This window comes from Cytobacillus sp. (assembly GCF_032154635.1).
Classification (GTDB): domain Bacteria; phylum Bacillota; class Bacilli; order Bacillales; family Cytobacillaceae; genus Cytobacillus.
The window spans coordinates 112,547-125,024 of record NZ_JALDXW010000004.1 but is presented as its reverse complement, the minus strand read 5'-3'; the positions used below and the strand labels follow the sequence as shown (position 1 = coordinate 125,024).

At 37.1% G+C, this 12,478-nt stretch carries 11 protein-coding genes; 5 read left to right on the top strand and 6 right to left on the bottom strand.

All coding sequences use genetic code 11. From position 1 onward, the window contains the following. Positions 1–28: 28 nt before the first annotated feature. The 3 genes from RUH74_RS05030 to RUH74_RS05020 are packed head-to-tail and all read right to left on the bottom strand — an operon-like array spanning position 29 to position 2,455. On the bottom strand, positions 29–193 hold the full coding sequence (locus tag RUH74_RS05030; protein ID WP_313799163.1) for a FeoB-associated Cys-rich membrane protein: 165 nt from the start codon (positions 191–193) through the stop codon (positions 29–31). Between the two features lie 34 nt (positions 194–227). Next, a complete protein-coding gene (gene feoB / locus RUH74_RS05025) occupies positions 228–2,231 on the bottom strand; it encodes a ferrous iron transport protein B (RefSeq protein WP_313799162.1) in 2,004 nt (667 codons plus the stop codon). After that, complete coding sequence (locus RUH74_RS05020; RefSeq protein WP_313799161.1) at positions 2,231–2,455, bottom strand: FeoA family protein; 225 nt, start codon at positions 2,453–2,455, stop codon at positions 2,231–2,233. Before RUH74_RS05020 ends, feoB begins: the two co-directional genes overlap by 1 nt. 230 nt (positions 2,456–2,685) lie before the next feature. On the opposite strand from RUH74_RS05020, the gene RUH74_RS05015 reads away from it, so the two are divergent. Both RUH74_RS05015 and RUH74_RS05010 read left to right on the top strand, forming a co-directional pair. Then, the gene (locus RUH74_RS05015) at positions 2,686–3,813 is read left to right on the top strand and encodes a histidine kinase N-terminal domain-containing protein (RefSeq protein ID WP_313799160.1); all 1,128 of its coding nucleotides are present in this window, start codon (positions 2,686–2,688) and stop codon (positions 3,811–3,813) included. A 133-nt stretch (positions 3,814–3,946) separates the two neighbouring features. Then, the gene (locus tag RUH74_RS05010) at positions 3,947–4,489 is read left to right on the top strand and encodes a GNAT family N-acetyltransferase (RefSeq protein WP_313799159.1); all 543 of its coding nucleotides are present in this window, start codon (positions 3,947–3,949) and stop codon (positions 4,487–4,489) included. Positions 4,490–4,538: 49 nt separating this feature from the next. On the opposite strand, the gene RUH74_RS05005 is transcribed toward RUH74_RS05010, so the two are convergent. Beyond that, the gene (locus RUH74_RS05005) at positions 4,539–6,686 is read right to left on the bottom strand and encodes a heavy metal translocating P-type ATPase (protein ID WP_313799158.1); all 2,148 of its coding nucleotides are present in this window, start codon (positions 6,684–6,686) and stop codon (positions 4,539–4,541) included. Between the two features lie 204 nt (positions 6,687–6,890). Here RUH74_RS05005 and RUH74_RS05000 point away from each other — a divergent pair, with 204 nt between their 5' ends. The 3 genes from RUH74_RS05000 to RUH74_RS04990 all read left to right on the top strand — a co-directional run bounded on the left by RUH74_RS05000 (position 6,891) and on the right by RUH74_RS04990 (position 10,187). After that, positions 6,891–8,189 (top strand): hemolysin family protein, encoded by a 1,299-nt coding sequence (locus tag RUH74_RS05000; RefSeq protein WP_396229869.1) that lies wholly within the window; start codon positions 6,891–6,893, stop codon positions 8,187–8,189. A 188-nt stretch (positions 8,190–8,377) separates the two neighbouring features. Further along, a complete protein-coding gene (locus tag RUH74_RS04995; RefSeq protein ID WP_313799217.1) occupies positions 8,378–8,779 on the top strand; it encodes a MerR family transcriptional regulator in 402 nt (133 codons plus the stop codon). 61 nt (positions 8,780–8,840) lie between these two features. Beyond that, entirely contained in the window at positions 8,841–10,187 is a 1,347-nt protein-coding gene (locus tag RUH74_RS04990; RefSeq protein WP_313799157.1) for a hemolysin family protein, read from the top strand. Between the two features lie 51 nt (positions 10,188–10,238). Here the strand turns inward: RUH74_RS04990 and RUH74_RS04985 are convergent, their stop codons facing one another. Both RUH74_RS04985 and RUH74_RS04980 read right to left on the bottom strand, forming a co-directional pair. After that, positions 10,239–11,654 (bottom strand): ATP-binding protein, encoded by a 1,416-nt coding sequence (locus RUH74_RS04985; RefSeq protein WP_313799156.1) that lies wholly within the window; start codon positions 11,652–11,654, stop codon positions 10,239–10,241. Then, positions 11,644–12,345 carry a winged helix-turn-helix domain-containing protein gene (locus RUH74_RS04980; RefSeq protein WP_313799155.1) on the bottom strand — a complete coding sequence of 234 codons (702 nt, stop codon included), beginning with the start codon at positions 12,343–12,345 and terminating at the stop codon, positions 11,644–11,646. Before RUH74_RS04980 ends, RUH74_RS04985 begins: the two co-directional genes overlap by 11 nt. Positions 12,346–12,478 lie beyond the last annotated feature (133 nt).

Genomic DNA, 12,478 nt, shown 5'->3' with positions numbered 1-12,478 from the left:
AAAAAGACAACAGTTTCATTTACTAAATTCACTTTTTTAATGGGACATCAGTTATTGAATGACAGGAACTGGAACAGGAGTTTTTTTCCGAGCACCCTGCACATTTTCCTTGCTTTGATTTTTTAATAAATTTTAGCAAGGACCAGCTTGCATACCCAAAAACTAGACCGCCAATAATTATATTTACGATCATCACATTCACTCCAAACGAAAGGGGATAAAATAGGTTATGTATATCCTAGCAGCTTACCGCCCTGATAGATGATAAAGGCTAACAAATAAGCGATTATAAGTGCATAGCCCATTGAAAATGCTGTCCATTTTTTCGAGCCTGTTTCTTTATAAATCGTTGCAACTGTTGCCAAGCAAGGAATATATAACAGGATGAAAACCATAAAGCTATAGCCTGCCAGCGGTGTGAAATAATCAGACAGCAGTCCTTGCAGACTCGCTTCATCTGGAACAAAATAAATAATGCTCATTGTAGAAATAATGGCCTCTTTAGCTAAAAATCCAGTAATAAGAGAAGCGCCTGCCTGCCATGTATTAAATCCAATGGGTTCAAAAAGAGGTGCAATGAATCCGCCAATTGCTGCTAAGTAGCTATCATCTAATGCAACACCCAGCCCACCAGGTCCTATATAGGATAAAAGCCAAATAAATACAGATCCAGCAAATATAAATGTCCCAGCTTTTTTTATGAATCCTTTCCCCTTATCCCATGTGCTTCTCCATAACGCTAGAAATTGCGGCAGACGGTATGGAGGCAATTCAATCACAAAGAAAGATGTCTCTCCTTTTAAAATTGTAGCAGAGAACAGCTTCGCCAAAACAAGGGCTACTGCAATCCCTAATATATATAAGGATAGGACGATAACCGCTTTTTGCTGGACAAAGAATGCGCCTACGAACAATGCATACACAGGCAATCTTGCTGAACAGGACATTAACGGAGTTAAGAGAATAGTTAACAATCTTTCCTTTGGTGTCTCAATCGTTCTTGCAGCCATTATTCCTGGTACGTTACAGCCAAATCCAATCATCATTGGAATAAACGCCTTTCCGTTTAATCCTACCGCCTCCATCAATCGGTCCATAACAAGGGCAACTCTTGCCATATAACCTGAGTCCTCAAGAAGCGAAATGAAAAAGAATAAAATAAAGATTTGTGGAACAAAAACAAGTACTCCTCCAACCCCTGCTACAATTCCATCAAGAATTAAGGAATGGATAAAAGCCGAGGCGCCAGCTGCATTTAATAGGTTTTCTAACAAATTAGACAAGGGGCCTGTTATGAAACCATCCAGCAAATCGGATAATGGAAATCCAAGCCAATCAAAGGTTAGCATAAACATCAAATACATGAGCAGAAAGAATATTGGCAAGCCCAAGATTTTATTCGTTACAATTGCATCAATTTTTTCAGATAATGGTGTTTTTATTAGTTCCCGCTTGATATTTGCATCAGCAATGATTTGATCAATGGTTTCTTTCCTTTTTCGAAAAATATATTGATCGATAGAGGTACCGGCGCTCTTTTTTACCAATCCCTTGACTTCGTGTAAAAATTGATTAAGCGTATCTGAATCTATATAGTTTTGTACATATGTTCTAACATATTGATTTCCCTCAAACAGCTGTAAAGCAAGCCATCTTGGCGACCTACAAGAATGATTGTCTAATAATTGCTCAAATCTTAAAATGGCATTTTCTATTTCTATTCCATAATTGACAATCCTGGCATTTGATTCAAACATCCTTTCACTTGTAACAGCTTCAGCCAACAAGCCGCATCCCTTCCCTGTTCTAGCAATAACAGGAGTAAGAGGAATGCCGATTTGATCAGAAAGTTGGGTTGGTTCAATCTGAAGACCCCGTTTCAGTGCAACGTCCATCATATTAAGCCCAATAACAACTGGCTTCCCATATTCCAATAGCTGGATCGTTAAATGAAGGTTTCGTTCCAATTGAGAGGCATCTAGAATATTGATCACTTTGTCTACATGCTCTGATAAGAGAAATTGTGTCACAACCCCTTCATCCTTTGATAAGGGGGTTAATGAATAGATTCCCGGCAAATCTATTAACTTATCTTTTTTATTCTTAAATTGACCGACCTTCTTTTCTACCGTTACTCCGCTCCAGTTGCCAACATACTCATATGAACCTGTAAGATGATTAAAAAGCGATGTTTTTCCAGTATTAGGGTTACCTATTAGAGCAATATCCATTATAGTCTCTCCACTTCAATTTGGATGGCTTCTACTCTTCGTATCCCAATACATTGCCCGCATGACTCCACCATAATTGGACCACCAAATGGCATATAGCATTTTACACAAACTTCTGTACCTTCAGTTATTCCTAAATCAAGCAATCTTCTTCGGACTAATAGATCAATCCGAGAAATATCTAGTATCCTGCACTTTTCGCCTTTTTTTACTTTCCCCAGCACAAAGTCCACCTGATTTCTACTATTTAATTGAGAATGATTATCTTTATTTATATCAATTTTTTTTTATAAATTCTGCGATAAAAATCACATCCTTTTATTTCCTTTTCCGACAGGGTCAGTGTAGTCTCGAAGTACTGTTTTTTTATTCGTACTTTTTCGACAAAGGAAATTTGCAAAATATAGCGAAGTTTATATGAATGATAAGTTATTTAACTAGTCTGGAGGTTACTATGGTAACGAGAATGAGTGAAACTGTTGTTGAATTTTTGCAGAAGGAAAAAATTCAATTATTGAATGAATGGAGGGAAAATATTCTCGTCTCCCCGGAAGATCCTTATAAGGATCGAATGGAGGAAAATGGAGAAGTTATTTTTTATCTTGTCATTCAATGCCTTACAAGAAAAAAGGAGAAATTAGAAGGGGTTATCCGTAAATTTTCTATTTCTATAGCTGATCAGCGAGTGAAAGCAGGAATGAATATTGGTGAGTTTGTCCACAATGTAAATTTAGGACGGTCAATCATTCAAAAATATTTAAAAAAAATGGGTATGAGCTGGCAAGAACTTCAAGCCTATTCAGAGCGGATTCATGATTGTCTAGACCAATTTCTTTATTATTCCGTCACCTATTATAGCGACGCAAAAAATCAAATTATCGAGGAAAAAACAAAATTTATCGATACAAGTCATAAGGATCGTTTAACATTACTAGGGCAGATGACTTCTAGTTTTATCCACGAATTTCGAAATCCGCTCACCTCAGTTCAAGGGTTTATCCAGCTGCTTAAATCTGAAAATCCAAACATGAAATATTTAGACATCATTTCAATTGAATTAGAGCAATTGAATTTTCGTATTTCACAGTTTCTCCTGCTTTCAAAGAAAGAATTGATCGGCAAAGAAAAAACAGCCTTTTCCTTAAATGAACTAATTGAGGAAGTACTCATATTCTTATATCCAAGTATTTTAGATGGAAAAGTAAAGATCCAAAAAAATTTAGAAGAAAATATTAATCTATTTGGTTATGCTGACGAAATTCGCCAAGTACTAATTAATATTATCTTTAACGCTATTGATGTGTTGAATCCAAATACGAAACATCCATTAATAGATATAAAGAGCTACTCTCTAGAGAACAAATGGATAAAGCTAGAAATAGCCAATAATGGTCCAATGATTCCGGAACACCTTGTACAGTCTATCTTTGAACCATTTGTAACAACCAAAAAATTAGGAACAGGTTTAGGCCTGTTCGTTTGCAGAGAAATCATTGAAAAACATAAAGGAAGATTGACTTGTGAAACGCAAGCAGATTTAACTGTATTTACTATCACTCTTCCGATTGCTGACAAAAAGTAAAACGAGGCTGGCTCATCATATATTGAGTCGGCCTCTTGTTTTATTTTTATCCTTTTTCGAAAATTCTGTGTACTTATTTTGTTTTTCCATTTATTATATAGAAATAATTCAAGCAGATAAGGAGAGTTGGTTTATGTTTACTTTAAAAGTCGATCAGGAAATTGAATTGCAATTATTTCAATTACATCATTCAGAAGAGCTTTATCATTTAGTAGATAATAATCGTTACCATTTAAGGGAATGGCTTCCTTGGGTTGATAATATGTCTTCACCGAGCCAATATCATTCTATTATTCCTTCATGGCTAAAACAGTTTATGGAGAACAATGGGTTTAATGCAGGAATACGTTACAAAGGGATTCTTGTCGGCTCTATTGGTTTTCATCAAATCGATTGGAATAGCAAGCAAACAAGCATCGGCTATTATTTAGCTAAAGGGTACGAAGGGAAAGGGATCATGACTCGTAGTGTACAAGCTCTTCTCAATTATGCATTCCTAGATCTTAATCTTAATCGAGTGGAGATTCGCTGTGGTGTAGGCAATTCTAAAAGCCGTGCGGTTCCAGAAAGGTTAGGATTTGTTCAAGAAGGCATTATTAGAGATGGAGAATTTTTATATGATCATTATCATGATTTAGCCGTTTATGGGATGCTGGCACGCGATTGGGGAAATTAACTTTTCATTATTAACTAGCAGCTGTGACTAAATGTAAAGAAGACTCCTTCTACGGGAGCCTTCTTTCATTTTCTTTGTCCTTTACGGCTAATAATCTAAGTCCATTTATGGTTACAATCAATGTGGCTCCCATATCTGCAAATATAGCTATCCATAATGTAAGCCAGCCTGGAATAACAAGCAGCAAAGCGAGCAGTTTAATTCCGATTGAGAAAAAAATATTTTGCTTGATGATTGTCAATGCTTTTCGGCTTAAATTTATCGTAAAAGGAAGCTTACTAAGATCATCCCCCATTAACACAATATCGGCAGTTTCCAGTGCTGTGTCTGTGCCTGCTCCTCCCATAGCAATTCCTATGTTTGCTGCTGCAAGAGCTGGTGCATCATTCACTCCATCTCCTACCATTGCAACCTTGGCAAAATTCCCACGAAGCTTCTTCATATAGGCTAGCTTTTTCTCTGGCAGCAGTTCCGCTGCAATATCCTTTATACCTACTTGGGCACCTACAGCTTGTGCGGTTCCCTTATTGTCACCTGTAAGCATGATTGTTTCTTTTATCCCCATTGCATGCAATTTTTCAATTACTGAATGACTGCTATCTCTCACCTCGTCAGAAATGCCAATTAATGCTAAGATCTTCTCTTCAGTTCCTAGCAATACGACCGTTTTGCCTTGCTTCTGCATGTGAATTACTTCATCTTTTGCTATAGGCATTTCTGGATGATCTTCAAATAGCCTTGGACTGCCTAGAAGATAAGTGATACTTTCTATCACTCCTTTAATCCCTTTCCCAGTAATAGAAGTAAAATTTTCTACCTCGACAGATGTATAGGTTAGATGCTCACGGTTTGCTTTCGAAAGAATTGCAGCAGCTAATGGATGCTGCGATCCTTTTTCCATAGCTGCTGCAATCATTAGTGCTTGTCCTTCCATCCCGCTTTGGAGGATTTTCAAATCAGTTACTGTTGGCTTGCCTTTCGTTAAAGTTCCCGTTTTATCAAAAGCAACAGCCTTGATCGCACCTGCTTCTTCAAGGTAAATTCCCCCCTTTATTAACACACCATTTTTCGCTGCATTTCCGATGGCAGTAACGATAGAAACGGGAGTTGAAATGACTAAAGCACATGGACAGCCCACAACCAAAACAGCTAAGCCTTGATAAATCCATTTCTCCCAGCTGCCATCAAAAAATAAAGGCGGCAAAATAGCGACAAATAAGGCAATAAAGATAATAAGTGGCGTATAGTATTTGGCAAAGCGATCAACAAAGGTTTGTGAGGGTGCACGCTCAGCTTGCGCTTCTTCAACAAGATGAACGATTTTTGCTAAGGTTGTATCCTCTGCTTTTTTCGTAACAGCTATTTCCAATAGTCCCTCTTCATTCATTGTACCGGCAAAAACTTTATCGCCTATTGATTTGGCAACTGGAATAGATTCTCCAGTAATTGCTGCCTGGTTAATAGAGGACATCCCTTTTTGAACAATTCCATCCATAGCTATTTTTTGCCCAGGCTTTACAATCATCATGTCGCCAATCATCATCTCATGTACAGGTACTGTTAATGATTGCCCAGCTCGTATAATTTCTGCTTCCTTTGGTGCAATATCCATTAGCGATTGAATCGAAGCCCTTGCTTTATTCATTGAATACGCTTCTAATACTTCACTTATGGCAAAGAGTATAACGACAGTCGCTCCTTCCCCCCACTCACCAATGAAGGCGGCACCAATTATAGCAATGGTCATCAAGGTACGCATATCAAATTGAAGCTTTATTAAATTCTTCAAACCAGTAATAAATAGCTTATAGCCACCGACAACAATCGATGCTGCATAAGCAAGAACAGACCAAATGTGACCTTCACCGAAAAAATGTCCAATCATCCAGCCTGCTAGAAGGAAAAATCCAGACAATAGCACATGACCGTTTTTTTTATAGAAAGGTTCCTTTCTTATTTCAAACCTTTCTTTTTCATGTATTAGCTTTAGTCCTTCAAATGCTCCTGCCTTTTCTAATTCTTTAATCGTTGTTTCTCCATATACAGTAAGCTTGGAGGCACCAAAATTTACAGCTGCATCAACGACACCATCCAGGTGTTTAACGTTCGCCTCGAACTTTTTGGCACAGCTAATTCAAGAAAAACCTTGAACACGGTAAACATTTTTTTGATCTTCCCTTGCAAGAGCATGCCCCATGCTTGTTCCCCCCTTTGAAATGCCAAAAGAACCCCCGATGTCCTAACACACATTTATTTGAATTTAGTCTATGCCAGGTTCCAAATTTCGTCAAAGGATATTATTCCTTATCGGTGCAGGAAAATTACTAAAAAGATGAATTTAAGGGAAAAGTACTTTTTAAAGGAGGTGAACGCTTCTTACATATTTTGTAAGAGTATAATTATGGCATTAAATATTTTTCTCCTCATTTTATTAATTACTTTGACCGCTTTTTTTGTTGCATCAGAATTTGCGATGGTAAAAGTGCGTTCATCCCGAATTGATCAATTAATTGCAGAAGGAAATGCCCGAGCACACGCAGCGAGAAGGGTAGTCACAAATCTAGATGAATATTTATCTGCTTGTCAGCTTGGCATAACTATTACAGCCTTAGGGCTAGGCTGGCTTGGTGAACCGACCGTTGAAAGAATATTGAATCCTCTCTTTGCCAAGCTTAACCTGCAGCCATCTTTAACCCAAATCCTATCTTTCATTATCGCTTTTGCTGTTGTTACCTTTTTGCATGTTGTAGTTGGTGAGCTTGCTCCAAAAACTTTTGCGATTCAAAAAGCGGAGGAAATAACATTAACCTTCGCTAGACCATTAATTTGGTTTTATAAAATAATGTTTCCATTCATTTGGGCTTTAAACGGGTCAGCTAGATTTGTAACGGGATTTTTCGGGCTAAAACCGGTCTCTGAACAAGAAATGGCGCTTTCTGAAGAAGAATTACGAATTATTCTTTCTGAGAGCTTAAAAAGCGGTGAAATTAACCAATCTGAATATAAGTATGTCAACAGGATTTTTGAGTTTGATAATCGGATTGCAAAGGAAGTGATGGTCCCACGAACAGAAATAATCAGCTTAGAAGAGGATGCAACTCTTACAGAAGTATTAGATATTATTATGAACGAGCGATATACAAGATATCCTGTAACCGGGGGAGACAAGGATAATATTCTCGGCTTAATCAATGTGAAAGAAATACTGACAGATTGTATTAGAAAAAAATGTGAAGAAGAGAAGCCGGTTTTACAATATATTAAACCAATCATTCGCGTAATTGAAACGATCCCAATCCATGACCTCCTTATGAAAATGCAAAAAGAACGTTCTCACATGGCGATTTTATTTGATGAGTATGGAGGAACTGCTGGCTTAGTTACTGCTGAGGATATTCTTGAAGAAATTGTCGGGGAAATCCGTGATGAATTCGATGCAGATGAGCTTCCTTTCGTGCAAAAAATTGATCAGGACCATTTCATTTTAGATGCGAAGCTTCTTATCTCAGAAACAAATGATTTGCTTGGAACAAATTTATATGAGGATGATGTTGATACACTCGGCGGCTGGATTCTCACCCAAAAATTTGATTTAGAACAAGGGGATTCCATCATTCAAGATGGGTATCAATTTATTATTAAAGAAATTGAAGGGCATCACATTTCTTATATTGAAGTAAAAAAAGAAATCCATTCATAAATAAGGGGATTATTCTTACAAAGCAATCCCCTTGATTTTTTCCAAAAATTCATAATTTTAATTAAACAAGAATAAATATAAAAGTAATTCATATTAGCAAACTATTACGTTTGACTGTATGGTTTGAACTAACATATAATATGTGTAAATACATTAAACTGGGGTGATAAGATGGGGCAGTTTATCGTATTGGCGAATTAGCAACGATTGCTAATGTATCCAAAAGAACAATTGATTACTATACAAATATTGGACTTATTCAAGCGAAGCGGACAAAGTCAAACTACCGAATCTACTCTGAGGACGTTCTTTCCGATTTAAGATTTATTGAAGAATGCAAGCTTATGCATATTCCATTAGACGAGATTAAGAGAAAGCTAGAATTAAAGTCCAAAAGAGACATGCATACAGGGGATGTTGAAAAGCAAATTGATCTGGTTACAAAGCAAATAAAGCAGCTCCATAATGAAATAGCTGTATTATTGCCGCTTATTAATCATCTTGATAAAGAACAGATGAGTGATTTATCAAGACAACTCAATACGGAAGGTTCAACATTAATCAAGTCCCTTGTGAGCTTAACAAGTTAATACATTTTTTAAATTATCAGGAGGTGACACCTTACCCGCTACTCGGGCTAAGGGAACTTATTTGGACATATTAAACTTGGTTATTATAGCCATTTTAATTGCTTTAACAGCATTTTTTGTCACATCAGAATTTGCTATTGTAAAGATTAGAAGTTCGAGAATTGACCAGTTAATTGAAGAAGGCAACAAAAGTGCGATACCCGCGAAGAAAGTAATTAGTCATTTAGATGAGTATTTGTCTGCTTGCCAATTAGGAATAACAATCACTGCTCTAGGAATTGGGTGGCTCGGAGAACCGACAGTAGCACATATGCTTCGTCCAGTTTTCACTCAACTTGATATTCCAAGTTCAGCATCACATATTCTTTCCATCGGTATTGCATTTGCTTTAATTACCTTTCTGCATGTGGTTGTCGGAGAATTGGCACCAAAGACACTTGCCATTCAAAAAGCAGAGTTTGTAACCTTATTAACCGCTCGCCCTTTGATATTGTTTTACAAAATTATGTATCCGTTCATCTGGGCATTAAATGGATCTGCTAGATTTCTTACAGGTTTATTTGGCTTAAAACCTGCTTCCGAACACGAATTGGCTCATTCAGAAGAAGAACTTCGAATCATCTTATCAGAAAGCTATGAAAGTGGCGAAATCAACCAATCAGAGTTTAAGTATGTAAATAAAATTTTTGAGTTTGATAATCGAATTGCAAAAGAAATTATGGTTCCAAGAACAGAAATCGTTTCATTCTCAAAAGACGATACACTTGAAAGCTTTTTACAGACTGTTTATGAGGAAAAGTTTACACGCTATCCAATCATTGATGGTGATAAAGACCATATCATCGGATTGGTTAATATTAAAGAAGTGATGACTGACCTGATTAAGAATAGAGAAATAACAACCAATACCTTAGATTCATACACACGTCCGATTATCCGTGTCATTGATACGATCCCAGTCCATGACCTTCTCCTAAAAATGCAAAAGGAAAGAATTCATATGGCTATTTTGATGGATGAATATGGCGGTACATCTGGACTCGTGACGGTTGAAGACATTCTTGAGGAGATTGTTGGAGAAATACGTGACGAATTTGATATGGATGAAGTCCCAGAGGTTCGAAAAATTAAAGAAGGACACTATATCCTCGATTCGAAAATACTTGTTAGTGAAGTAAGTGATCTCCTTGGGATTGATATCGATGATGAGGATGTTGATACCATTGGCGGCTGGATTTTAACAGAAAATTACGAAGCAAAGCAAGGAGATACGATTTACTTTGACTCCTATGCATTTAAAATTATCGATATGGAAGATCACCATATTCGATACATCGAAGTTACGCGTGTAGAAGAAGATGAGCAGAAGCCGCAAACACTTCCGATAACGGAAACACAAGTTGTTTAGGTTATATTCTCGGATGAAATACACCCCAGCCTGTGAGGCTGGGGTGTTTCTTTATTCATTTTCATTTTTCGGGAGACGAATAGTAAATTTCGTTCCTTTTCCCTTTTCACTGCTAACGTCAATTTCTCCATCATGCAGCTGGACGAGCTGTTTAACAATTGAAAGCCCAATCCCAAATTCCCCATATGCCTGGTTCGTTCTAGATAGATCTGCCTTATAAAATCGAAGCCAAATTGATTCAATCTCCTTTGGGTCGATCCCTTCGCCCGTATCTTCTATTTCAATAATCGTCTCTTTCCCTGCAGCTTCGCCTCTTAAAGCAATGACCCCATCGTCAGTAAATTGAATCGCATTCTTAACGATATTCACAATAATTTGAATCAGCCGGTCATAGTCTGCAAAAACCGTAATCTCCTCATCACAATCAATCACGATCTTATTATTTTTTTCAGCAGCCTGTATAACGAGCTGTTCTTCCACTACTTCAAAAATTTCGGTTAATTGCATTTCTATTTTGTTTAATTTTAATTGATTGGATCGTATTTTTTCATAATCAAGATTTTCATTGACCAGGCGGATTAGTCTCTTCGCTTCTCGATCAATGAGGATCATTCCTTTTTCAATATCCCCTTCAGGAATCAGCTGATCTTTAATCCCTTCTGCCAGTCCGCTAATGGTTGTTAACGGCGTTCTCATTTCATGAGAAACATCCGCAATAAACTTTCTCCGTCTATTCTCCAGCCGCTCAATTTCTTCATTGGACTCTTTCAGCTTTGCCGCCATTTCATTGAAGTCTGTTGCAAGCTGACCTATTTCATCAGGATATGTATCTCTGACATGCACATCATAATTTCCTGCTGTAATCATTGATGTGGCATTGCGGAAATTTTTAATTCTCCTAATGATGCTTTTGGATAAAATAAGGCTAATCAAAATGGATGCCGATAATGAAATGACAATCGTATATAATAAGAACCGGTTTAATTGCCGTACCATATCCATCGCCCCTGTAATCGGGGACAGGAGCAGAACCCCTCCAGCTAAACGATCCCCTTGCATGAATGGCAATGCAACATATGTTACTTCCTGGCCAAACCGTTTAATATCATGCTTGACTGATACCCGGTTGCCTTTTGAAATGGTCTTCCACTCAGACTCAGTTAACTGAATAAGGGGCGCGCTTTGTAATTGTGGATAAATGACTTTCCCTTCATAGTTAAAAAGAATATATTGAATATGCCTCGTTTTCAGGATCTGGCTATATTCTTCTAAAAAACTTTCCGTTCCTTCAAGTCTAACCGTTAAATCAGTTAAAATTTGTTCCCCATAATCATCTAATTCTTCTACTTTATTTTGAAAAATATAGTTTTCAACAAATTTAGAAAAAGAAAAGCTCAAAATAAGAAAAGCTAAAATAAGAATGCTAATATGACTGATAAGAATCTGATAAAAAAACTTAATTTTCATTCTTAGCTACCGTTTCATCAAATTTATAGCCTATTCCCCAGACCGTTTGGATAAATGGCTGCTCTGGTGTGCCTATTTTTCTTCTTAACCTTTTAATATGCACATCAACAGTCCGCTCATCTCCATAAAATTCATATCCCCACACACGGTCTAATAATTGCTCTCTAGAAAACACCTGCTTCGGATTTTTCACGAAATAATAAAGCAAATCAAATTCCTTCGGTGTTAAATTAGAAAGAATTTGTCCTTTAAAGGTAACCTCCCTTGAATCCTTGCTAATCTGAAAATATTGACTGGAAATCATATTCCCGTCTTCCTTCTCCGCAGCTTCCATATGATAACGGCGTGTGACTGCCTTTATTCTTGCCATTAAAGTCAATGGACTAAATGGCTTTGTCACATAATCATCTGCCCCCATTTCAAGTCCAAGCACTTGGTCAGATTCACTATCCTTTGCTGTCAGCATAATAATCGGTACCTGACTTAAATCTCTAATTTTCCGACAAAGTGTAACCCCGTCCATAATCGGCAGCATCCAGTCAACGATGATTAAGTCCCACTTCCCTTTATTAAAACGGTCAAATCCATCCTGACCATTATGCACAAATTCGCCTTCGTACCCTTCCTTCATAAAAAACATTTCTAACATAGAGCAAACACTTTCATTATCTTCAACGACAAGAATTTTCATCTTACACCATCCTAATTAAAAACTACTATTTATTCTATTTAATCGAACTGCCAACTAATTTTCAATTAAAATAACTTTTTGACACGAAATGCGTAAGCTGCTTGCGCTAGACAATTCTCGATGTCGAAAATTA